17 protein-coding genes are annotated in these 21912 nt (G+C 70.9%); 7 read left to right on the top strand and 10 right to left on the bottom strand.

Going from position 1 to position 21912, the window contains the following annotated elements:
• Positions 1-3: 3 nt before the first annotated feature.
• Positions 4-4176 carry a replicative DNA helicase gene (locus AB0B83_RS09280; protein ID WP_357577784.1) on the bottom strand — a complete coding sequence of 1391 codons (4173 nt, stop codon included), beginning with the start codon at positions 4174-4176 and terminating at the stop codon, positions 4-6.
• 410 nt (positions 4177-4586) lie between these two features.
• Between AB0B83_RS09280 and AB0B83_RS09275 the strand changes: the two genes are divergently transcribed.
• On the top strand, positions 4587-6194 hold the full coding sequence (locus AB0B83_RS09275) for a hypothetical protein (protein ID WP_357577729.1): 1608 nt from the start codon (positions 4587-4589) through the stop codon (positions 6192-6194).
• 227 nt (positions 6195-6421) lie between these two features.
• Here AB0B83_RS09275 and rplI read toward each other — a convergent pair whose 3' ends face one another.
• From rplI to rpsF, 4 genes are all read right to left on the bottom strand, one after another.
• Positions 6422-6868, bottom strand: coding sequence for a 50S ribosomal protein L9 (gene rplI, locus AB0B83_RS09270; RefSeq protein ID WP_357577728.1), 447 nt, complete (start codon positions 6866-6868; stop codon positions 6422-6424).
• Between the two features lie 14 nt (positions 6869-6882).
• The gene (gene rpsR / locus AB0B83_RS09265; RefSeq protein ID WP_007073789.1) at positions 6883-7122 is read right to left on the bottom strand and encodes a 30S ribosomal protein S18; all 240 of its coding nucleotides are present in this window, start codon (positions 7120-7122) and stop codon (positions 6883-6885) included.
• A gap of 41 nt (positions 7123-7163) precedes the next feature.
• On the bottom strand, positions 7164-7685 hold the full coding sequence (locus tag AB0B83_RS09260; protein ID WP_121399156.1) for a single-stranded DNA-binding protein: 522 nt from the start codon (positions 7683-7685) through the stop codon (positions 7164-7166).
• Positions 7686-7783: 98 nt separating this feature from the next.
• On the bottom strand, positions 7784-8074 hold the full coding sequence (gene rpsF, locus AB0B83_RS09255; protein WP_121397433.1) for a 30S ribosomal protein S6: 291 nt from the start codon (positions 8072-8074) through the stop codon (positions 7784-7786).
• A 642-nt stretch (positions 8075-8716) separates the two neighbouring features.
• Between rpsF and AB0B83_RS09250 the strand changes: the two genes are divergently transcribed.
• Together AB0B83_RS09250 and AB0B83_RS09245 are read left to right on the top strand one after the other, a co-directional pair.
• Entirely contained in the window at positions 8717-9508 is a 792-nt protein-coding gene (locus AB0B83_RS09250; protein ID WP_151456172.1) for a deoxyribonuclease IV, read from the top strand.
• The gene (locus tag AB0B83_RS09245) at positions 9505-11874 is read left to right on the top strand and encodes a hypothetical protein (RefSeq protein ID WP_357577727.1); all 2370 of its coding nucleotides are present in this window, start codon (positions 9505-9507) and stop codon (positions 11872-11874) included. Before AB0B83_RS09250 ends, AB0B83_RS09245 begins: the two co-directional genes overlap by 4 nt.
• Before the next feature lie 12 nt (positions 11875-11886).
• On the opposite strand, the gene AB0B83_RS09240 is transcribed toward AB0B83_RS09245, so the two are convergent.
• The 4 genes from AB0B83_RS09240 to AB0B83_RS09225 form a co-directional block, all read right to left on the bottom strand.
• Positions 11887-12213: a hypothetical protein gene (locus tag AB0B83_RS09240; protein ID WP_357577726.1), complete on the bottom strand. Its 327-nt coding sequence runs from the start codon at positions 12211-12213 to the stop codon at positions 11887-11889.
• Positions 12214-12250: 37 nt separating this feature from the next.
• Positions 12251-13822 (bottom strand): glycosyltransferase 87 family protein, encoded by a 1572-nt coding sequence (locus tag AB0B83_RS09235; RefSeq protein ID WP_357577725.1) that lies wholly within the window; start codon positions 13820-13822, stop codon positions 12251-12253.
• A 117-nt stretch (positions 13823-13939) separates the two neighbouring features.
• On the bottom strand, positions 13940-16861 hold the full coding sequence (locus AB0B83_RS09230) for a transglycosylase domain-containing protein (protein ID WP_357577724.1): 2922 nt from the start codon (positions 16859-16861) through the stop codon (positions 13940-13942).
• A 197-nt stretch (positions 16862-17058) separates the two neighbouring features.
• On the bottom strand, positions 17059-17526 hold the full coding sequence (locus tag AB0B83_RS09225) for a DUF5318 domain-containing protein (protein WP_311409953.1): 468 nt from the start codon (positions 17524-17526) through the stop codon (positions 17059-17061).
• Positions 17527-17700: 174 nt separating this feature from the next.
• On the opposite strand from AB0B83_RS09225, the gene AB0B83_RS09220 reads away from it, so the two are divergent.
• The 3 genes from AB0B83_RS09220 (at position 17701) to AB0B83_RS09210 (ending at position 20321) form a co-directional block, all read left to right on the top strand.
• Positions 17701-18339, top strand: coding sequence for a PadR family transcriptional regulator (locus AB0B83_RS09220; RefSeq protein WP_357577723.1), 639 nt, complete (start codon positions 17701-17703; stop codon positions 18337-18339).
• Between the two features lie 23 nt (positions 18340-18362).
• Positions 18363-19442, top strand: a complete 1080-nt coding sequence (locus AB0B83_RS09215) for an inositol-3-phosphate synthase (RefSeq protein WP_357577722.1) — start codon at positions 18363-18365, stop codon at positions 19440-19442.
• Between the two features lie 144 nt (positions 19443-19586).
• The gene (locus tag AB0B83_RS09210; RefSeq protein ID WP_357577721.1) at positions 19587-20321 is read left to right on the top strand and encodes a hypothetical protein; all 735 of its coding nucleotides are present in this window, start codon (positions 19587-19589) and stop codon (positions 20319-20321) included.
• 26 nt (positions 20322-20347) lie between these two features.
• Here AB0B83_RS09210 and AB0B83_RS09205 read toward each other — a convergent pair whose 3' ends face one another.
• Positions 20348-20827 carry a methylated-DNA--[protein]-cysteine S-methyltransferase gene (locus AB0B83_RS09205; protein ID WP_357577720.1) on the bottom strand — a complete coding sequence of 160 codons (480 nt, stop codon included), beginning with the start codon at positions 20825-20827 and terminating at the stop codon, positions 20348-20350.
• A 132-nt stretch (positions 20828-20959) separates the two neighbouring features.
• Between AB0B83_RS09205 and AB0B83_RS09200 the strand changes: the two genes are divergently transcribed.
• Positions 20960-21859 carry an SdrD B-like domain-containing protein gene (locus AB0B83_RS09200; RefSeq protein WP_357577719.1) on the top strand — a complete coding sequence of 300 codons (900 nt, stop codon included), beginning with the start codon at positions 20960-20962 and terminating at the stop codon, positions 21857-21859.
• Positions 21860-21912: the final 53 nt, after the last annotated feature.

The raw sequence follows: 21912 nt of genomic DNA, 5'->3' as shown, positions 1-21912 counted from the left end.
TCCTCAGACGATGGCCATGTCCACGAAGCGCGACAGGTGGAGCTGCGCGGCCACCGTCACCGTGTCGGTGGGACCATTTCTGTGCTTGGCAACAATAAAATCCGCCTCCCCGGCACGCGGCGACTCCTTGTCGTAGTAGTCGTCGCGGTGCAACAGGATCACGACGTCGGCGTCCTGCTCGATCGAGTTGTGGGTGGCGATGCCGTTGGCGATGAAGTTGTGGGTACCGAGGACAGTGGCGTCGAAGACGTCGTGGCTGCCGAGTGACTCGATCGACACGATCTCATCCCAGAAGATGTCGTTCGTAGCGTGCAGGTCGAGGTCGGCGGCTTCGAGGACCGATGCGATCTTCGCAAGCCTGGATCGACTTGGTGCGTGCTTCCACAACGTGCTGCCACAGAACTGGGAGTCGATCGCTGCGGCGAACTCGCGGTGGGTCATGCCGTTCTCCGCCAGGATCTCCCGGACCCGGCCCCACACCTCGCGCGGCACCGTGTCGACGTTGGTGTTGCTGCGCATCGCCGTGAGCGATGTGAGCAGCTCGGCGCAGTTGAGCGCCCTGTCGCCGTGCACGCCGATCTCCCGGAGGAACCGCAACTGGTCATCCCGTCCGGAAACGTCAAGCGTGTACTGAGGTCGGTGACGTTCGACCGGCACCACTTTGATCCGAGCGGTGATGCCGTATCGCAGCAGCAGCCGGGACATGTCCTCCAGCATCCGGCGGCTTGTCGACGAGAAGTAGATGCGGCCACCACGGCCGGACTTGTTCACGGTCACCGAGCCGTCCGTGGCCCACAGGTGCCGGAGGAAGAGTGTGATCTGCTCCTTCGGCATGCCGAAGACCGCCGCCGGGATGAACTTCTCATGCGACCGCAGGCCGAACAGTCCCAGACCGTCCAACCACTCGGCGATCGGATTGCGCCGGCCGCGAGCGAGACGGTAGGGAGCGGGAAGCCTCAGGGTGGTGACCCTGGCCGCCTCGTAGTCGTCACGGATGGCGGTGATGCCGAAATGTTTGGCGGCCTCCGCCACGGCCTGCAGATTGCCTTCGTCGCGGCTCGCGTACCGAATAGGCTGCCGGCGCACGAACGAGCCGTCGCCTAGCAGGTGCGCCAGCAGGACGACCTCCGGCTCCGCCCACGTTCGGATCGTGAGTGGAGGCGGAACGTGCCGGGGGGTGGCGAGACGCGCTCCCGGCGCCAACTCCCCGAGCGGCAACCATCCGGCGAAGGTGAGAAACGGATGGTTCGACGTCGCGTCAATCTGCTTACCCGAGGCCAGCTTCATGCGGAACACCTCCCGATTGCCGCTCGGGAAGACGTGGGTCATCGTTCGCGGGGTGTAGCGCAGTGTCTCGTCCAGCGCCCATACCGGGACGTCCTTGGTTCCGTCGGCGAGCAACTCGCCGAGGGTCACTTCGGAGTTGTTGTCGGCCCGGATCAGCCGGGTCTCCGCCGTCAGGCAGCCCGATTCACGCAAGTCGGACAGCTGTGGTCGCTTGTCGGTGCGCTGCTCCGGGCCACGGTTCAGCTGGCTGACCGCGATCACCGGGCACTCCACCTCCTTGGCGAGCAGCTTGAGGCCACGGGAGAGGTCCGCGACCTCCTGCTGCCGGCTCTCGGTGCGCTTCGGGGAGGTCATCAGCTGGAGATAGTCGACCACGATCAGCTTGAGGTCGTGCCGCTGCTTGAGCCGGCGCGCCTTGGCCCGGATCTCCATCAGGTTCATGCTCGGCGTGTCGTCGACGAAGAGCGGCGCCTCACTGATCTCGCCCATGCAGCGGGCGAGCTTGGTCCAGTCGTCGTCGGAGAGCTGGCCGCTGCGTAGGACGTGCAGGGGCACGCGCGCCTCGGCCGACAGCAGCCGCATGACGATCTCGACCTTGCTCATTTCCAGCGAGAAGATGGCCGCCGCCTGGTTTGCCCGGATTGCAGCGTTGCGCGCGAAGTCCATGCTCGCCGTGCTGTTGTGTGTCGGGATCATCGCCCGACCCGCGAGGTAGAGGTGCTCGGGATTGTCCACCGTGACGCACCGGACCGGCACGCTCGCCACCGGTCGGACGTCGACGATGAAACGGCTGTCCGTCCGGGAGTTGCTCTCGCTACGGCGCCGCAGCCGGTGCGCCTCCCGCTTGCGGGTCAGGCGGAACACTTCGTCCCTCGTCGTGAAGTTCAAGTTGAAGGCGATCGAGCTTTCCGCGGTGCGTCCCTTGACGGTCTTCCGACTGACCGAGCAGCGGTACCCGAGACTGACGACCAACTCGTGCACGTCCTCGGCGAGGCGGGGGGACGTCGTGGTGAACTGCACGTTCCCGCTGACGGTCACGGTGCCGTCGGTGTCGAGCAGCCCGGCCAGCAGCGCTCGCCGCTGCGCCTCCGAGGCCCGCAGGTACGCGGCGGGGATGTGCTTGTCGCCCAACACCCCGGCTCCCCGCAGGTAACCACGGAAGGAGCCGTAACGCTTGTGGCAGTCACGGCACCTGCGACTTGCGTTCCAGGCGCTGGCGTCCACTCTCCCGCAGTGGGCGCAACCTTCGCGCCGCGCCGCAGGGACGAGTCCTTTCGACCGGCCTCCGCACGACTGTCCGCAGGTGTGGACCGCCGGGCCACGAGGCGTGAAGACCGTATGGCAGACGACGCATTCACGGTCCGGGATCGCGGGCAGCCGCGGCGGACGAATGGTGTAGACCATCGGCCCCGAAGGTCTGACCTCGAAGCCGTCGGACTTGATTCCGGCCAGGATCTCCGGGTCGACGGTGGTGACCCTTCCTTCCGCCGTGTGGCCGTCGCCGAGCCAGACGCCGAGCGTGTACGGCGCGAGCGGGAGTTCGCGCTCCGGAAGGCGGAGTGCGGCGGCGTTCTCGACCGCATGATTGAGTCGTCGGTCGGCCGTGTTCGTACGCAGGGTCGCTCGTATCTGCTCCGTCGTCACCACGTCCTGCAACTCCGCCGCCGCCAGGCTCTCCGACCACTGCTCGACACGCTCCAGCAACTGGCGGTAGAGGCGGCGGGCCGGATAGGCCCTGGCAGGGCGCACACGCGGGCGCCTGCGCATGACGACGGGCGACTCGTCGGCGATGTCATGCGCCACCCGTTGAGCGGTGTGCGTGAACTCCGGGCCGAGTACGGCGGCCAACTCCGCGATCGTGACATCGTCGCTGGAGGTGGCGCGTGCAGCGGCACCCTGTAGCCGTTGGATGGCTTGCGGAGACCAGTGGTTGCGCCGGCGGGCGGGGGCCGCGCGGCGACTCGCCCGCGTAGTGGTCTTCCACAGGTGTTCACCGTCGGCCACGATCACCGAGCCGTCGGAGAACTCGACCTCGTAGCACGGCCGGTCGTGCCGTACCTCGAACGCGGCGGTGACCTTCGTCGGCAGGCCGTCGGCGCTCAGCAACTCGTCGCCGACCTTCACGTCCCCCATGGTGGTCCAGCCCGTGGGCGTGGGAAGGGGGGTGTCCAACGCGAGCGCCTTGCCCAACCCAGGGCGTCCGGCGACGATCACCAACTGCCCGGCGTGCAGGCCGTTGAGCAGCCGGTCCAGGTCGGTGAAGCCGGTGGGGACGCCGGTCATGACGCCGCCCTGGGCGCCCACCGCCTCGATCTCGTCCAGTGTCGGCTGGAGCATGTCGGCGAGTACGGCGAAGTCCTCGCTGACGCGGCGCTCGGTGACGTCGTAGACCGCCTGCTGGGCGAGGTCCACGATGTCGTCGACGTCGCGGCTGCCGCCCTGGCTCGTGCCGTAGCCCAGCTGCACGATCTTGGTGCCGGCCTCGACCAGGCGCCGCAGGACCGCCCGCTCGCTGACGATCCGGGCGTAGTACGCCGCGTTCGCGGCGGTCGGCACGCTGGCGATCAGCGTGTGCAGGTAGGGGGCGCCGCCGATCCGCACCAGGTCGCCGGAGTCGGCCAGGGCCGCCGCCACGGTGATGGAGTCGGCCGGCTCGCCCCGGCCGTAGATCTCCAGGATGATGTCGAAGATGGTGGCGTGCACCGGCCGGTAGAAGTCGTTGGTCTTGAGGATCTCGACGACGTCGGCGATGGCGTCCTTGGAGAGCAGCATGCCGCCGAGGACGCACTGCTCGGCGGCGACGTCCTGTGGCGGGGTCTTGTCGAACTGGCCGTCGCGCTGCGGCGGCGGGGACGCCTGCCCCCCGCCCGATCGCGAGTCCGCCCGCATGTCGTCGGTGACCGACACGGGTCCCCCCTCCACTGCGTCGAATCCGGATCCAGCCCTGTCGCCGGGATGGACAACCTCGACCTGCCGGTCGATCGGGGGTCATCGCACGACCGGTCGGGGGCCAACCATACGGAACCCGAGGTCAGCCCCTCAACCACGTCGGTGGACGAGCCTCGGGACAACCTGTGGACGCCGGGGGACAAGCATGTGCGCAGGCTGTGCACAGCCTGTGGACAACGGCTGGGGAATTCTCCGCCGCAAGGCGCTGAGCTGCGGAAACACAATCCCCAGCCTGTGGATGGCAAGTTTTCGGTCGAACTGCGCGGTCGAACGTCCCGTACTATCTCCAGCGAACGGCTACACCTGCACAGGGGATTGCGCCATCGGTTGAGAAGGGTCACGCTCCGGCCGTGAGTAACCGGGACTGGGGACGCGGAGATGGCGGTCCGCGCGAGCCGGTCGCCCCCTGGGACGATCCCGCCGACCCGGCACCGGTCGATCCGTACGAGCGCGCTCCCGCGCGGCACCGCACGCCGAGCCGGCGCCGGGCCGTCGAGCGCGGGCAGCGGGAGCCGGTCGACAGCTACCTGCCGCGTTGGGCCCTGGAGTCGGGGATCCGCAGCGCCGACGGCGGTGGCCGCCATGCCGCGCCCGACGACGAGGTGGAGGTCGAGGCCGAGCAACCGCACTCCGGTGCCTGGCGGGCCACGGAGACCACGAGCAGCTGGCACCGGGTCAGCGAGACGAGTTGGCACGAGTCCCCGGCGATCGGCGCGGCCCCGCAGTCGGAGCACACCGGGGAGTGGACGTTAGGCGCGGCCCCGCAGTCGGAGCACACCGGGGAGTGGACGTTCGACCGTCCGCAGGAGCGGGGATACTCCGGGCGGCGGCGGGCCGAGGACGACCCCGTCTCGGGGTCGGCGCCGCTGAGCCGGCCGAGGCGCCTGCCGTCGGAACGCCCGCAGGTCGTCTGGTCCGGCCTGGAGCAGGCGAACGCGTCCGGGTCCGTACCGGATGGGGAGGCCGAGCGGCCGGCCCGGCGGGGCCGGCGGGCGGCGGAGGACCGCCCCGCCGTCGATCCCTGGGACCGGGAGTCGCACCTCGCCGCGTCCGGGAGCACACCCTCCCTTCCGGCGGTGGACGCGTGGGACGCGTCGGGTGTGCACGCGTGGCGCCCGGCCGGTGAGGTCGAGGGCTGGGACCACACCGACACTGGCCGGTGGGACCGGGCCGACGACACCGGCAGCTGGGACCGGAGCGACGGCACGGGTCGGTGGGACCGGACCGACGGTACCGGTGAGTGGCGCCGGTCCGATGACACCGGTGCGTGGGAGCGGTGTTCCGACGACGGTGGGTGGGACAGGACCGCGCCGGGTTCCGGCGGGGGCGCCGTGCAGGATTTGCCCTGGCCGGGGCGGGACGACCGGAGCGAGGGTTTCTGGTCGGGCACCCGGCTGGCGGGCGACGATCCCCGCTGGATGGACCCGCCGGCGTCGGCGCCTCGGTCACCCGTGGTGCCCTACTCCGCGCCGCGGCCGCGTGCGGCACCGCGTCGGCGCATGGCCGAGCCGGTCGGTGCCGCGACGGCGTCGGCCGTACGCCGTCGGGCCGGGACCGCCGGGGCGGGGGCGTGGGGCCGTCGTATCGAGGACGACCTGCTCGATCCCGATCCGGGCGGGCCGTGGCGGTCGCTGCTCTACACGGTCGCGTGCTATCTGGTGCCGGCGGCGCTGATCTTCGTCTGGTTGCTGACCCTGGACGGGCAGGTGCCGGCGGGGTGTGTCACCGACATCAGCGGAGGGGGTTGCGACTCGCCCCGGGCGCGGGCGCTCGGCTCGCTGGCAGCGGGCCTGCCGCGCTTCGGGTTGGCGCTGGCCAGCAGCCTGGTCGTGGCGCTGCTGCTGCGCCGGGTCGGGACGACGTGGCGTTCGGCCAGCGTCGCGCTGGCGGCGGCCGTGGTCGGCGGCGGTCTCTCGACGGTGATGATCAGCGCGGTGACGGGCCAGCCGATCGGCTGACAGTCAGTGCGACCGCACGACCATGCTGCCGCTGCGCGCCGAACGCGCCGGCCGGCTTGTCGGGCTGATGATCAGCGCGGCCGCCCGATGGCTGACGCGCCGCCGCCCTGGTCGGCCCACATTACGACGAACTGGCCGCCCGCGAGCGGGAGCGTGCGCCGCAGGCCGTACACGAACAGGGCCCGCACCGGTCGGTGCGGGCCCTGTCGTGGTGCTCGGGTGAGGTGTCAGCCCTGGACGACGTTGAGGTCGAACTTGGCGCTCACCTCGGGGTGCAGCTTGATCTGCACCGGGTAGGAGCCGATCGACTTGATCGGACCGGACAGCTCCAGCCGACGACGGTCGAGGGCCGGACCACCGGCGGCCTTGACGGCGTCGACGATCTCGGCCGGGGTGACCGAGCCGAAGAGCCGACCGCCGTCGCCGGCGCGGGCCTTCAGGTTGACCTTGAGGCCCTCGAGCTGGCCCTTGACCTCGTTGGCGTGGCCGAGGTCGCGGATCTCGCGGGCCGAACGGGCCCGCTTGATGACCGTGACCTGCTTCTCCGCACCCTTGGTCCAGGCGATCGCGAAGCCCTGCGGCAGCAGGTAGTTACGGCCGTAGCCGTTCTTGACCTCGACGATGTCGCCCGGGGCACCGAGGCCGGACACCTCCTGAGTCAGGATGATCTTCATATCGGTGCCTCCTCTCAGCGGGCCGTGGCCGTGTACGGCAGGAGCGCCATCTCACGGGCGTTCTTGACCGCACGGGCGATCTGCCGCTGCTGCTGCGAGGTCACGCCGGTCACCCGCCGAGCGCGGATCTTGCCGCGGTCGGAGATGAACTTGCGCAGCAGCGCGGTGTCCTTGTAATCGATGTAGGTGATCCCGTCCTTGTCGAGCGGGTTCACCTTCTTCTTCGGCTTGCGAAGTGCAGCGGCCTTGGCCATTGCTCGTGCTCCTGGTTTGCGATCGCGGGCGCTCGGCGCCATTAGAACGGGGGCTCCTCGTCGAAGTTGCCGCCACCCGAACCACCGCGCGAGGGTGCCGGTGCAGCCGATGCCCAGGGGTCGTCGAAGTTGCCTCCGCCGCCGCCCTGGCCGCCTCCACCACCACCGCCGCCGAAGCCGCCGCCACCGCCGCCGGAGCGGGACATCTTCTGCACCTTCGCCGTGGCGTAGCGCAGCGACGGGCCGATCTCGTCGACCTCGAGCTCGATGACGGTGCGCTTCTCGCCCTCGCGCGTCTCGTACGACCGCTGACGCAGCCGGCCCGAGACGATCACGCGGGCGCCCCGCTGGAGCGACTCGGCGACGTGCTCCGCCGCCTGCCGCCACACGGTGCACGCCAGGAAGAGCGGCTCGCCGTCCTTCCACTCGCCGGAGGCCTTGTCCATGAACCGGGGCGTCGAAGCGACCCGGAACTTGGCGACCGCCGCACCGGACGGGGTGAACCGCAACTCGGGGTCATCGGTCAGGTTGCCGATGACCGTGATGGTGGTGTCTCCTGCCATGACATCTCCTCGCGCACTCATCAGTTCTGCCGTCCAGGCTCTCAGAGCCCTCCGACAGTGCCGATGAGGCTGATCCGGGTGGACCGGGGTTGAATGCTTTAGCGCATCTCCGGCCGGATGACCTTGGTGCGCAGCACGGACTCGTTGAGCCGCAGCTGACGGTCCAGCTCGGCCACCGCTGCGGGCGTCGCCTGCAGGTCGATGACGGCGTAGATGCCTTCGGCCTTCTTGTTGATCTCGTACGCGAGGCGCCGGCGGCCCCACACGTCCGTCTTTTCGACCGAGCCACCCGCGGTCCGGATCACGTTCAGGTACGTGTCGAGAGACGGGGCGACGGTGCGCTCCTCGAGGCTGGGGTCGAGGATCACCATGACTTCGTAATGACGCAAGACGTGCTCACCTCCTGTGGGCTAAGCGGCCACGGTCCTTCCGTGGCAGGAGGTCGTGCGTCGTGGCCCGCGCCGGTTCCGGGGGAACCCGGCCGTACGCGGACAACCGGACCAGGATACCCGGTCCCGACGATCATGCCCGGGGTGGTCGGTGGAGCCCTTCCACCGGGCGAGGCGAGACGGGGGCCCGCATCGACGTCGCTGTCGATGCGAGCCCCCGTACACGAGGCCGCGGGGCGTCCCGTCCGCATTCCTTGGGTGGGACCTGGGGAGGAACGACCACACCGATGAGGTTGGACCGGGGACGCCCCGCGGAGCTTTATCGTGTTGTTACCTGACGTTACAACGGCTCTTGCCCCTTGTCGGGGGAAATAGCGGAATTCTCCGACAAATTTCCCGATGAGCCCAGTTCCGTCGGGGCGGGCCCCCGCCGCGCCGGGCCGCGCGACGGGGGTGCCCCCGCTCTCGGGCGGTTCGACGCGCCTCCGGGACGGGCCGACCAGCGGCCGTTCCGGGCCGGCGGCGGCAACCGTGGATCCCACTCGCATCAACGACCGCCGCCGCCGGGAGGTGACGCGAGGAACGGCGAGTCCGCCACCGCCGTCATCCCGGCTGTCGGCGACGCGACGTAGGCTCCCGTGCATGCGTATCGGAGCCCACGTCGATTCGACCGACCCGGTGGCGGAGGCGACCGCCCGCGGGGCCGAGGCCGTGCAGTTCTTCCTCTCCGACCCTCAGGGGTGGAAGGCGCCGAAGCCGCGGGAGGACGCGGACCGGCTGCGGGCGGCGGGCGTCGACCTCTACGTGCACGCGCCGTACGTCATCAACGTCGCGACCCTGAACAACCGGATCCGGATCCCCAGCCGCAAGCTGCTGCTCGGGCACGCCCAGGCGGCCGCCGCCATCGGCGCCAAGGGGCTGATCGTGCACGGCGGGCACGTCAACGCCGGCGACGACCTGGCCGTCGGCTTCGACAACTGGCGCAAGACCTTCGCGTACGCGGCGGACTCCGGCGGCTTCGGCGTGCCCGTCCTGATCGAGAACACCGCCGGCGGTGACAACGCCTGCGCCCGGCGGCTCGACGCGCTCGCCCGCCTCTGGGACGCCGTCGGCGATCACGAGGTGGGCTTCTGCCTGGACACCTGCCACGCCCACGCCGGCGGCGAAGAGCTGCTCGGGCTCGTCGACCGGGTCAAGGCGATCACCGGCCGGATCGACCTGGTGCACGCCAACAACTCCAAGGGCGCGTTCAACTCCGGCCAGGACCGGCACGACAACCTCGACGGCGGCACGATCGACCCGGAGCTGGTGGTGGCGGTCATCCGCGCGGCCGGCGCACCGGTCATCGTCGAGACCCCGGGCGGGGTCGACGGTCAGGGCGCCGACATCGCCTTCCTCCGCGACCGGCTGGGCACGGGGAGCCCGGCGGCATGACGACCGAGCAGTCCGCCTCCGGCAGCCCTCGTCCCGACGCAGCCGCCGAGAAGGCCGACACTGCAGGGAAGACGGGAGCCGCCGGAAAGACCGACCCGGCCGCCGCCACGCCCGGCCCGGCCGCCGCCAGGACCGCCGGGGCCGAACCCAGGACCGGCGGGACCCGATCCAAGGCTGAAGCAGCTGAGCCCAAGGCCGGCGCAACCGAGCCCAAGACCGGAGCGGCCGAACCCAAGGCTGGTGGAGCCCGACCAGGTGCCGACACGGCCCAGGCCGGGGCCGGGACACACGCCGGGGCCGACGCGACCGACGCGACCGAGACGGGGAACGGTAAGACCGACGCCACAGCGGGCGGGGCCGACAAGACCGCAACCAAGGCGGGCAAGGACGACGCCACGGCGGGCGCAACCGACAAGGACGACGCCAAGGCGGGCGGAACCGACAAAGACGGCGCCAAGGCGGGTTCAGCCGACAAGCCGGACGCCAAGGCGGGTTCAGCCGGTGCGGCCGGGGCCGGCGAGGCCGGCGAGGGCAAGGGCGGCGACAAGGCGGAGGGCAAGAGCCAGGGCGCGGATGGCAAGGAGGGGAAGCCGGACCGGTGGGAGGCCTTCGCGTCCGCCCCCGAACCGGTGCCCTCCCGGATCGGGCGCGCCGCGCGGGCGGTGGGCCGCCTGCTGATCCACGAGTGGACGCTCGCGACGCTCGCCTCGCTGGCGTTGGCCGTGCTGCTGACCTGGCCCACGCTGCGCTACCCGCGACACACCCTGCCGCAGGACTACTGGGATCCCAGCCTCCAGGCATGGCAGATGGCCTGGTCGGGGCACATCCTGCTGACCAACCCGGGGCAGCTGTGGCAGTCGAACACCTTCTTCCCGGAGTCCTGGAGCTTCGCCTTCTCCGACACCCTGCTCGGCTACGCCCCGGCGGGCATGATCGGCACCGGCCCTGAAGCCGCCGTGCTCCGCTACAACATCATGTTCGTGCTGGCCCACGCGCTCGCCATGCTCGGGGCGTACGCGCTGGCCCGTCAGCTCGGCGCCGGCCGGATCGGCTCCGCGGTGGCCGGGGCGAGCTTCGCGTACGCGCCGTGGCTGCTGGCCCAGGCCGGGCACCTGCACGTGATCTCCAACGGCGGCATCCCGCTGGCGTTGGCGATGCTCGCCCGGGGGCACGGCTGGTCGTTGCGGCACGGGTACCGTCCCGAGCGCCGGCATGACGGCTGGGTCTACGCCGGCTGGTTCGTGGCGGCCTGGCAACTCAGTCTCGGCTTCGGCATCGGGCTGCCATTCGCGTACTTCCTCGCCGGGACCGTGCTGGTCGCGGCCGTCACCTGGTTCCTGCGGCGGTGGGTCGTCCGGCCGGTCAAGCGCCCGTTCGGCCGCCGGTTGCTGATCGCGGACCTGGTCGGCGGGCTGTTCTTCGCCGGCGTCGGTGGCCTGCTGGCCATCCCGTACTTCAAGGTGGCGGGGGCGCACCCGCAGGCGGAGCGTTCCATCGGCGACATCGGCGTCTACTCGCCGCCGGCGGCCGGCTTCTTCACCGCGCCCGCCGAGTCGCGGGTCTGGGGCACCCTGCACGAGGGCGCGCGGGCGGCGCTGCCCTGGCACCCGGAGATGACCCTGCTGCCCGGCTTCGTGCTCTACGCGCTCGCCGCCGGCGGGCTCTTCTTCTCGGTGTGGAAGCTGCGCCACCGGGTGCTGCTGCTCGCCGGGGTGGTGGTGACGATGGTGCTCGCCATGGGCACCCGGTTCTTCGACGGCACCTTCACCTACGTGCCGCTGTTCGACCATCTGCCCGGCTGGAACGGCATCCGTACCCCGGGCCGGCTGATGCTCTGGACCACGTTGCTGCTCGGGCTGCTCGCGGCGGGCGCGGTCAGCGCGTTCGCCACCCGGGTCCGGGAGGTCTACGCCGAGCGGATCCCCTCCTGGCCGAGCCCGTGGCTGCGGTTGGCCACGCTGCTGCCGCTGGTGCTGGTGCTCGGCGAGGGGTTGAACGCCACGCCGCACCCGGTCGTGCCGTCCCAGCCGGCCGCGATGCGCACCGTGGACGGGCCGCTGCTGGTACTGCCGAGCAGCCAGAGCCTCGACCAGCCGGTGATGCTCTGGTCCACCAGCAAGTTCCAGGACGTGGTCAACGGGGGCAGCGGCTTCACCCCGCGCCAACTCGACGACGTACGCCGGGTGACGCTGGCCTTCCCCGACCAGACCAGCGTCGACTACCTGCGCGTCCTCGGCGTACGCAACGTGCTGCTGATGCGGGAGCACATCGCCGGCACGCCGTGGGAGGTCACGGTGGACGCACCGGTCGACGGGCTCGGCATCACCCGCGAGGAGATGGGGAACATCGTGGTCTACCGCTTGTGACCCTCATCGCCCTCACATTCGCCGCGAAGCAGCCTCCCGGTCGTCCAGTCTCCCGAAGAGCTTGCGAGCAGCGGAGAGGATCGCCAACACGGCGACCGTGAGCAGCCCGAACAGCCCGTTCAACCACCAGTCGACCGTGTCGGCGGAGAAACACAGGTTGCCCGGTGTGCAGTCGGCGTCGCCGAGTTCGAACCTGCCGGCGATGACTCCGGCGGGAAGGCAGGCCAGCGCGACACAGCCGCCCAGGCCGAAGAACCACCCGGACACCCGCCGGACGAGGGCCAGGCCGAGCCAGACCGTGACGAGCAGCACGGGCAGGATCGCGTCGACGGCGCTCACACCGGTGAACGGGTCAGGGACTTCCGACAGGGCGCCATCAAGACGTCACTCGCCGGCCACCGTCCCCGTCCCCGCCGCTGGCGCCCGGGGTCGTCAGCGCCGAACTGGCCGCCAACTCCGTCGGTGGCGGCGAGGCCGGGGCTGGTCGACGCCAGCGAGCCACCCAGGGTGCGTCCCTGGCGCCGTTGAACACGCCACCGTCCGGATCGTCCGGATAGGTCTTGCGGACCGCGTCCAGTTCGGGGTGCAGGATCTCCCGGACGACCAGCACACAGAGCACGACCACGGTGGCCAGGCGCAGCGTCGAGGCCAGCACGAAGACCCCCTCCGGGAAGACCGGCTTGCTGGTCGCCGCGCCGAGAAGTTCGCCGTAGAAGGCCACGAAGTAGCAGACCTCGGCCACCTGCCAGGCGAGGAAGGCGCCCCACTTCGGGCGGGCGAGCACCACCAGCGGCAGCAGCCAGAGCACGAACTGCTGCGACCACACCTTGCTGAAGATCAGGAAGGCGGCGACCACCAGGAACGCGAGCTGGGCGAGCCGGGGCCGGCGCGGGGCCAGCAGCCCCAGCGCGGCCACCCCGAGGCAGGCCAGCCCGAAGAGGGCGTACGACAGGGTGTTCAGCGTCGGGATGTTGGCGTTCAGCCACTCGAACGGCCCGAGGTCGGCGGGGTTGGCGTTGCCGAACTTTCCGTCCACGTAGCGGCCGATGTACCAGAGGGTGCCCCAGTCGATGGGCCGGGTCGAGTTCAGCTCGAAGAAGCGGTCCCAGTTCTCCCGGTAGGGGATGGCGACCGGAAGGTTCACGAGGACCAGGGAGACCAGGGCCGCGCCGAAGGCGGTGAGGGCGGCGCGGAGCCGCCCGGCGCGCAGCCCCAGCACCAGAATCGGGCCGAGGATGAACAGCGGCCACATCTTGGCCGCCCCGGCGAGACCGAGCAGGACGCCGGCCGCCAGTGGTCGGCTGCGGGCCCAGGCGAAGAGGCCGAACGCGGCCAGGCCGATGGCGAGCAGGTCCCAGTTGACCGTGGCGGTGAGCATCAGCGCGGGTGCGAGCGCGAAGAGCGCGGCGTCCCATGGTCGGCGGCGGCGTAGGGCGAGGAGCACCGCCACGGTGGCGACCGCCAGCGCGCCGAGCACCAGCGCGTTCAGGTTGTAGAACCACATGCCCTGGTTGAGCCCCGGGTCGTTCTGGCCGAGGGCGTGTACGGGCAGGCCGAGGGCGCCCATGAAGTACCCGGTGAGCACCGGGTACTCGACGGGGTGGTCCTGGTAGGGCACCGCACCCTCGTTGAGCCGCTCGGCGTAGTAGAGCGCCAGCACGTCGGTGTAGCAGAAGCGGGTGTACTGCACGTTGTTCTGCCAGGCGCCGTCCTGGCAGGGCGACTTCTGCACCCAGTGCAACGCCAGGGTCAGGCAGACCAGGGCCAGGACGATGCGGGTCGCGGTCCAGAACCGACTTTCCCGCCCGGCGGGCCGGTCCAGGGCGACGGCGTGGTCGCCCAGCGGGCCGCCGATCGCGCCGGAGACGCCCCGGACGAAGCCGTCGGAGCGGGACGGATGGTCAGGGGCACCGGCGTCGTCGATGCCTCGCGTCGACTGCGTGCTCATGAAGGTGCATCCTGCCGTACATCGGGCCTCCGCGTCCCCTCCCTCTCACGACACGTCGATACGTGAAACGCCGCCGGCGGCCGGAAAGTTGCTCCGGCCGCCGGCGGCGTTCGTCGATCAGTCGTTGTCCGGCCTGGGTGTCAGGCTCGGTAGCAGCCCGCCGCCGCCACCGTCCCGGCCAGGGCGCGGATCGGTCGGGGTGGTGGGCCCGCCGGGGCCACCGGGGGTACCAGGGCCACCAGGGCCGCCCGGAGGGGTGCCGCCGCCGTTGTTGCCGCCGGGCGGGCAGAGCAGGTCCAGCGGACCGCAGTTCGACTGGCCCGGCGGAGGCGGCGGAGGCGGGGGCGCCTCACCGTTGCCGCTGTTCGGGTCGCCGACGTTCGCCGCGGGCGGGAAGTCCTTCTTCTCCCATTTCTTGGCCTTGTGTGCCTCGTCCATGAACCGTTCCCAGATGGTGCCCGGCAGGTTGCCGCCACTGATCTTGTTGCCGTTCTTCAGCTTGAGCGGCTTGCGGTCCTTGACGTTGCCCACCCAGACGGCGGTGGCGATCTGCGGGGTGTAGCCGATCATCCAGGCGTCGCCGTTGTCGTCGCTGTCCGCCTTGAGTTCCCAGGTGCCGGTCTTGGAGGCCGCCTTCCGGCCGTCGTCGAGCTGGTGGTTGACCTGCGCCGGATACCGCTCCAGCACCGAGGTCACGTCCGCCACGACGTCCTTGTCGATACGCTGCTCACCCTTGAGTGAACCCTCGTCGGCGATCTTCTTCCACTTGCCGGTCACCTCGTCCCGCTTCTCGACCGAGAAGAGGAAGTGGGCCTTGTGGTAGCGGCCCTGGTTGGCGAAGGTGGCGACGCCGTTGGCGTGGTCCAGGACGGTGATCGGGTACTGACCGTAGCCGACGACGTGGAAGAACGGGTTCGGCGCGATCTTCTTCGGGTCTTCCTTGGTGAGGTCGTAGCCCTTCGGCGGGTTCGTGTCCGACCGCCACATCATGCTGACGCCGGCCTTGGCCGCCATGTCGACGACCTTGTCCGGGCCGATCTCCTGGGTGACGTGGTAGAACGGCACGTTCAGCGACTTGAGGGTGGAGACCGTCAGGGTGCAGGAGTTGCCGCACTCGGGGTTGTCCACGCCGGCGTTGCTGACCTTGAACTTGGTGCCTTCGGGCGTGAAGGCCTTGCCCTTCCAGCGCGACTCGAGGGCCTTGCGCTCCTTGAGCGCCGCCGCCAGGGTGTAGATCTTGAAACTTGAGCCCGGCGGGTGACCGCCGTAGGGGTTGCCGGAGGCGTCGAGGTTCCTGCCGGCGTAGTCGGTGCCGGTGCCGTTGTCACCGCCGTAGTAGGCGAGCACGCGACCGTTCTTCGGCTCGATGGCGACCACCGCCGCCATCAGGTTCGGCGGCTGGCCGGCGAGTTCCGACCCCTTGGTCTTGCGCTGGGCGGTCTCGACCGCCGCCTCCTGGATCTTCGTGTCGATCGTGGTGCGGATCTTGTAGCCACCCGACATGAGCGCCTGGGAACAGAGCGGCTTGGCGTCGGTGATCTGCTCCTCCTTGTCGACGCAGATGCCCTTGTCCCGCATCTCCTGCTTGACGTAGTTGATCACGTTGCCGTACGGGGTGTTGACGCCGAAGTCGATGCCGGCGCCGCCCTGGCTCGGCTTCCTCAACGTCTTGGTCGGGTACTCGGCCAGGGTGGGCGCCGCCGGCTTGCCCGGGGCGTTCAGCCAGCCCTCGGCGACCATGCCGCCGATCACGTACTCCCAGCGGGACTTGGCTTCGGTGGGGTTCACCGCCGGGTCGTAGCCCTTGTGGCCCATCCCGGCCTCCGGCTGCTTGATCAGCGCCGCGAGGACCGCGCCCTCGGCCACGCTCAGCTTGTTCGCCGGCTTGCCGAAGTACGTCTGCGCCGCCGCCTCGATGCCGTGCGCGCCCCGCCCGAAGTAGATGATGTTCAGGTAGTGCTGCATGATCTGCGGCTTGGTGTACTCGTCGTTCAGCTTGGAGGCGAGGATCGCCTCCTTGACCTTCCGGGCGTAGGTGTCGTCCTTCAGGTTGTCGAACGCGTTGCGCGCGTACTGCTGGGTGATCGTCGAGGCGCCCTGCTTGCTGCCGCCGGAGACGTTGTTCCACGCGGCCCGGACGATGCCCTTGTAGTCCACACCCGAGTGCTCGTAGAAGTTGCGGTCCTCGGCCGCGGCGACCGCGTCCTGCACGTGCTTCGGAATCTGGTCGATGGTGACCAGGGTCCGGTTCTGCGTGCCGACCTTCGCGATGATGGTCTTGTTGTCGGACGCGTAGAGGGTGGTCGCCTGCGGCGGCGTGGTGTCCTCCGGAAGGACCACGTTTGTCGAGTAGTAGGTGAAGCCGACGACGCCGAGCCCGGCGAGCATGATGAACACGGCGAAGGCGGCGATCAGCATGTTGACCCGCTTGCGCTTCTTCGCCCGCGACGCACCGGCCGGGTCGCCCGCGCCGCGCCCGCGCCGGCCGGGGCCGGTCGGCCCGCCGGGCCCACCAGGGCCGCCTGCGGCCGGGGAGACGCTCGCCCGGGCCGAGGCACGGCCGCTGACGCCGCCGACCGCCGCCGATCCGACGCTGGCCCGTCCGGCCGGGGCGGCGCCGACGGCGGCGGAGCCCACCGAGGCGCGACCTGCCGGCCCGCCGGCCGGGGAGACCGGCACCGAAGCGCGACCCGAGCCCGCCGCCCGGCCGACGCCGGGCGCAGGCGGGACCGGCACGGCCCGGCCCGGCGCCGCCCGACCGACCGAGGCCGAACCCACCGAGGCTGTTCCGGCGCGCGGCGGGACGGCCGCGGACGCCGAACCGGAGACGGAACCGCCGCGCGGCGGAACGGCGGCCGAGCCGCCGACCGAGGCCCGCCCGCCGGCGGCGCGGGGCGCGACCGAGGCGCGGCCCGCGGGTGCCGTACCGTCCTGTGCAGCCGACCAGCCGCCCCCGGAGGCGTCACCGCCGGGGTCGCCGTGCTGGCCCGGAATCTGGGCCCGCCCGCGCGGGGAACTGGAATCGCCGTACGAGTTCATTCCTCACACCCTGCCGTCGCGGTGGGACGCGACTGCGCCGCCACCGGTTTGCCGTGAGATGGGACACCTGTCGAGGGCGGCACGTGCGTGCCGGTCGACCGGTGCCACTTGCGAATCAATCGGGCCAATCAGACCAACGATCCGTCGGTCTCCCCAGGCGTGCGTGCGCTGGCCGGGGTCGGCCGATCGAGCGAAGATCACCGTTGCGCCTCTCGCCTCCGTCGACTGCCCGCACCGTTGCCCGAGGCGGCCGCGCCGCCCACCGCGTCCTGCTCCTGCCCACCCTCCGGACTCCCGGCCAGGCCGTCCCGGCCGAGCAGGTACTGCTCGACGAGATGGTTCCAGTCACAGCCGAGGCACACCTCCACCACGAAGACCTGGAACTCACGCACCGTCATCGCCAGCACCGGCAACTCGGCCAGTGTCCGGGCCTGGCCGGCGGACTGCTTGAGTTCGTCGCCGTAAATGTAGTGGACGTGGGTCAGGTTCTCGCTCCGGCAGATCGGACACCGCTCGTCGGTCGGCTCACCGTGGAAGCGGGCGGCGTTCTTCAGGTAGGGCGAGGCGTCGCAGACGTCGTACGTGCCGACCCGGCCCGCGAGGAGCTCACGCAGCACCGCTCGCTTCCGGAGCGAGTAGTCGACTACCTGGCGCTGCGTACGCATGCGGAGAAGGGTACGCGGTCTCGTCGGACGGGGCGACCACGGTGACGATGCGTGACCGAAGAACCTCGGAGCGGGGGTTTGCCCTGATCACGGCGATCCGCTAGCGTGCGATGTATCGGTCCGATACATCGCGGCGGTTACCGCTCCGCGTAGAGGGTACAGAGAGGATGGCCCGTGCTCGAGCTCGCCATCCTCGGCCTCCTGCAGGAGTCTCCGATGCACGGCTACGAGCTGCGCAAGGAGCTGACCGCCAAGCTCGGTGCGATCAGGGCGGCGATCAGCTACGGCTCGCTCTATCCCACGCTGCGCAGGTTGCAGGCGGCGGGTTGGATCACCGAGGCCGCGGAGGCACCCGCCACGGTCGAGGAGGTGCCCGCGCTGACCAGCCGACGAGGTCGGGTGGTCTACGAGATCACCGCGGACGGCAAGGAACGCTTCGCCCAACTGATCGCGCAGACCGGGCCGGAGACGTACGACGACACGGGTTTCGGCGTGCACTTCGCGTTCTTCGCCCGGACCGACCAGGCGACCCGACTCCGCATCCTCGAGGGTCGCCGGCGAAAGATCGAGGAACGTCGTGAAGGGCTTCGCGACGTGCTCGGCCGGGCGGCCGAGCGGCTCGACGCCTACACGCTGGAACTGCAGCGCCACGGCCTGGACGCCTGTGAGCGCGAGGTCCGCTGGCTGGAGGAGCTCATCGCCAACGAGCGCTCCGGCCGTGCCCCGACGGTCCCGTCAACCGGGACGGCCGGCGGCCGACGAGAAGACAACAGCCCGCCTCCGCCTGGAGAGTCCAGGAAAGAGCGGCCGTGATGAAGAAGAAGGAGGCAGACGCTATGGGCTCCGTCCGCGTCGCCATCGTCGGTGTGGGTAACTGCGCCTCGTCCCTCGTGCAGGGCGTGGAGTACTACCGGAACGCCGACCCGAACGACCGCGTCCCGGGTCTCATGCACGTCACCTTCGGCGACTACCACGTTTCGGACGTGCAGTTCGTCTCGGCGTTCGACGTGGACGCCAAGAAGGTGGGCATGGACCTCGCCGAGGCGATCGTCGCCAGCGAGAACAACACCATCAAGCTCTGCGACGTGCCGCCGACCGGCGTCACCGTGCAGCGCGGTCCGACCTTCGACGGTCTGGGCCAGTACTACCGCGAGATCGTCGAGGAGTCCGACGCCAAGCCGGTCGACGTCGCCCAGGCGCTGCGCGACGCGCAGGTCGACGTCGTGGTCTCGTACCTGCCGGTCGGTTCCGAGCAGGCCGACAAGTTCTACGCCCAGGCCGCGATCGACGCCGGCTGCGCGTTCGTCAACGCGCTTCCGGTCTTCATCGCCTCCGACCCGGAGTGGGCCAAGAAGTTCGAGGACGCGGGCCTGCCGATCGTCGGTGACGACATCAAGAGCCAGGTCGGCGCCACCATCGTGCACCGCGCGCTGGCGAAGCTGTTCGAGGACCGGGGCGTCGAGCTGCTGCGCACGTACCAGCTCAACTTCGGCGGCAACATGGACTTCATGAACATGCTGGAGCGCAACCGCCTGGTCTCGAAGAAGATCTCGAAGACCCAGTCGGTCACCTCGCAGATCCCGCACGAGATGAGCAAGAGCGACGTGCACATCGGCCCGTCGGACCACGTGCCGTGGCTGGACGACCGCAAGTGGGCGTACATCCGCCTGGAGGGTCGCTCCTTCGGCGACACCCCGCTCAACGCCGAGCTCAAGCTCGAGGTGTGGGACTCGCCGAACTCGGCCGGTGTCATCATCGACGCCGTCCGCGCCGCGAAGATCGCGCTGGACCGGAAGATCGGCGGCCCGATCCTGTCGGCCTCGTCGTACTTCATGAAGTCCCCGCCGGTGCAGTACGCCGACCACGACGCGCACGCCGCCGTCGAGGCGTTCATCGCCGGTGACGCCGAGCGCTGACGCGCCGACAGCAGCACCGTCGAGGGCCGGGTCCGCACGGATCCGGCCCTCGCCGCGTCCAGCACTTCCGCAGCCGTACGCGCAACGGGCCACCGACCTCACACGGGGTCGAACGGACTGCGACTCGCCGTTACGCTGACCGACGTGACGTCCCTCCCTCACGGCGGCGCGCGACGGGTCGTCGGGGCTCTCGCCGTCGCGGTGCTCCTTCCGGTCCTCGTCGGCTGCGCGGCGCCGGGATCCGACCCGACCACCACGCCGGCCGGCGGCGTGGCGCTGGCCGACGGCACCACGACAGCGGGTGGCACGGCACCGGCAGCCAGCACGGCACCGGACGGCGGCGTCGGCTCGGCCCGCCCGGCCACCTCCGCGACGCCGTCCGAGGCCGACTGCGCCAGGGCGGGCACGCCGGTCGCGCGCCCCGGGCAGGTCGCCCCGTCCGGTGGCGGGGTCCCGGCCGTCACGTCGCGTCCGCCCGGCACCCGACAGCCGCTGACCGACGAGCAGCGCCGCGCGGAGGAGTTCCGCCGCCAGCAGGCGGCCAACGACGCCTTCCGGCAGCGCGGGACGCTCGGCGAGGAGGCGGCCACCGGCGCACGGGCCTGCGCTGCGGACGTCAGGAGGAGCCTCAGCCTGCTGACCGCCGGCGGCCGGGACCAGCCCGGGCAGGAGGCCGTCCGGCGGGCGATCGTGGCGACGGGGCTGACCGGGGTCACCGTGCGACCACCGGGCCGGCTCGACCTCGGCCCCGTCGACGGGCTGGTCTTCGCGGGCTGGACCGGCCGGGCGTGCGTCTTCGGCAACGTCCGGGCGGGCGACGTCACGGTCGAGATCGGCACCCGCATCGCCGACGGCGGCTGTCTGCCCGCCCCGAGCTGAACCGGGCGGGTGCGGACGGGACCGCGTCAGGACCAGGCGCGGCGCAGGGCGACCCCGGCCTCCAACTCCAGCAGCTTCACCTTGCGGTCCAGGCCGCCGCCGAAACCGACCAGCTTGCCGCCGGCGCCGACGATCCGGTGACACGGCACGAGCACCGGGATCGGGTTGCGGTTGCAGGCCACCCCGACCGCGCGGGCGGCACCCGGGTCGCCGAGCCGGCGGGCCACCTCGCCGTAGGTGAGCGTCTCCCCGTACGGGATGCGGGTCATCTCCCGCCAGACGCCCCGTTCGAAGTCGGACCCGCCCGGTGCGGCCAGCGGCACCGCGAACCCGGTCAGCTCGCCCGCGAAGTACGCCCGCAGCTCCGCCAGCGCCTGTCGGGCCGCCTCGTCGCCCGGCTCCTCGGCGGCTGCGTCGACCCGGCCGAAGTGGGCCCGGCACACGTGGGTGCCGTCGGTGGCGACGGAGAACTCGCCGATCGGGGAGTCGAGCACGGTCCAGCGCATCCGCCCATTGTCCCCGGAGCGCGGGACACGGCGTAACACCGTAGACATCGCCACCGCTGGATGAATGGAGAGTTGATCTCCGTCTATGGTCCTCACCGTCCGGGAGGGCCGATCCTGCGACGTGAGGACGCCATGCGATCCCATTCCCTGTCCTGCTCGATCCGACGTGCCTTCGCCACCTCGATAGCCAGCCTCGCCCTGGTCGGGGCCACGGCAGCACTCGCTCCGGCCGACGCGGTGGCGGCCGGACCCACGCAGCCCGACCTGTTCGTCGACCTGATGACGGTCGACGCGCTGAACCCGATGGAAGGCGAGACCTTCCGCGCACAGATCGACGTCCGCAACGGCGGCACCGGCGAGTCGAACCCGGTCGTCGTCACCGTGTCGGTGCAGGCGGGGCTGCACACGACCACCCTCGCGCCCACCGACGGATGGGCCTGCACGGTGGCCAGCGAGTCCAGCTACACCTGCTCCCACCCGGCCCTGCCCGCCGCCGGACGGGCCCCACGATTCTCCGTACCGTTCGTGGTGTCCGGCGCCGAGCCGGGTTCCAGGGTGCCGATCACCGCGACGATCAGCCCGCAGCGGCGCGAGTCCAGCACCGACAACAACACCACCTCGGTCTCCGTGCCGATCTCCGGGACCTGCGTCGTCCGAGGCGTCGTCTGGCACGACCTGGACCGGGACGGGCAGCGCGACGAGGGGGAGCCGGGGATCGGCACCGGCCCGGACGGAGTGCTCCAGGTCCGGGTCGGCCCCCGCCAGGGCCAGACCACCGGCGGGGGCACGGCCACCGTCAACCCGGACGGCACCTGGTCCCTGACCACCCGCACCGAACTGCTCTACGTGGTCTGGCTCGAGGCGTCCAGTGCGTACGGCCGCACCGTCTCCGACGTGGGCGACGACGCCACCGACTCGGACATGGTGACCACGTACGAGTCCGACCCGATCCTGCTCACCTCGAGCGCCGAATTCTCCGCGTCGCACGGCGGCGAGTACGTGGTCGACGCCGGCCTGGTCACCCGTAGCTGAACCGGTCGCCGCCCGTCGGGCACCAGCAGCGCCCCGATCCAGTAGAGGCGGTC

Origin of the sequence: Micromonospora sp. NPDC049060, from assembly GCF_040649055.1 — a bacterium.
In the GTDB taxonomy this organism is placed as follows: Bacteria; Actinomycetota; Actinomycetes; order Mycobacteriales; family Micromonosporaceae; genus Micromonospora; species Micromonospora reichwaldensis.
Note: the sequence above shows the minus strand (reverse complement) of the source record. Positions and strands in the feature narration are given on the sequence as shown.

Excerpts from the sequence above, each read along its gene's own strand:
- AB0B83_RS09280 (WP_357577784.1), bottom strand. The coding sequence starts at position 4,176 with ATGCGGGCGGACTCGCGATCGGGCGGGGGGCAGGCGTCCCCGCCGCCG.
- rplI (WP_357577728.1), bottom strand. The coding sequence starts at position 6,868 with ATGAAGATCATCCTGACTCAGGAGGTGTCCGGCCTCGGTGCCCCGGGC.
- rpsR (WP_007073789.1), bottom strand. The coding sequence starts at position 7,122 with ATGGCCAAGGCCGCTGCACTTCGCAAGCCGAAGAAGAAGGTGAACCCG.
- AB0B83_RS09260 (WP_121399156.1), bottom strand. The coding sequence starts at position 7,685 with ATGGCAGGAGACACCACCATCACGGTCATCGGCAACCTGACCGATGAC.
- AB0B83_RS09250 (WP_151456172.1), top strand. The coding sequence starts at position 8,717 with ATGCGTATCGGAGCCCACGTCGATTCGACCGACCCGGTGGCGGAGGCG.
- AB0B83_RS09245 (WP_357577727.1), top strand. The coding sequence starts at position 9,505 with ATGACGACCGAGCAGTCCGCCTCCGGCAGCCCTCGTCCCGACGCAGCC.
- AB0B83_RS09235 (WP_357577725.1), bottom strand. The coding sequence starts at position 13,822 with ATGAGCACGCAGTCGACGCGAGGCATCGACGACGCCGGTGCCCCTGAC.
- AB0B83_RS09230 (WP_357577724.1), bottom strand. The coding sequence starts at position 16,861 with ATGAACTCGTACGGCGATTCCAGTTCCCCGCGCGGGCGGGCCCAGATT.
- AB0B83_RS09225 (WP_311409953.1), bottom strand. The coding sequence starts at position 17,526 with ATGCGTACGCAGCGCCAGGTAGTCGACTACTCGCTCCGGAAGCGAGCG.
- AB0B83_RS09215 (WP_357577722.1), top strand. The coding sequence starts at position 18,363 with ATGGGCTCCGTCCGCGTCGCCATCGTCGGTGTGGGTAACTGCGCCTCG.
- AB0B83_RS09205 (WP_357577720.1), bottom strand. The coding sequence starts at position 20,827 with ATGCGCTGGACCGTGCTCGACTCCCCGATCGGCGAGTTCTCCGTCGCC.
- AB0B83_RS09200 (WP_357577719.1), top strand. The coding sequence starts at position 20,960 with ATGCGATCCCATTCCCTGTCCTGCTCGATCCGACGTGCCTTCGCCACC.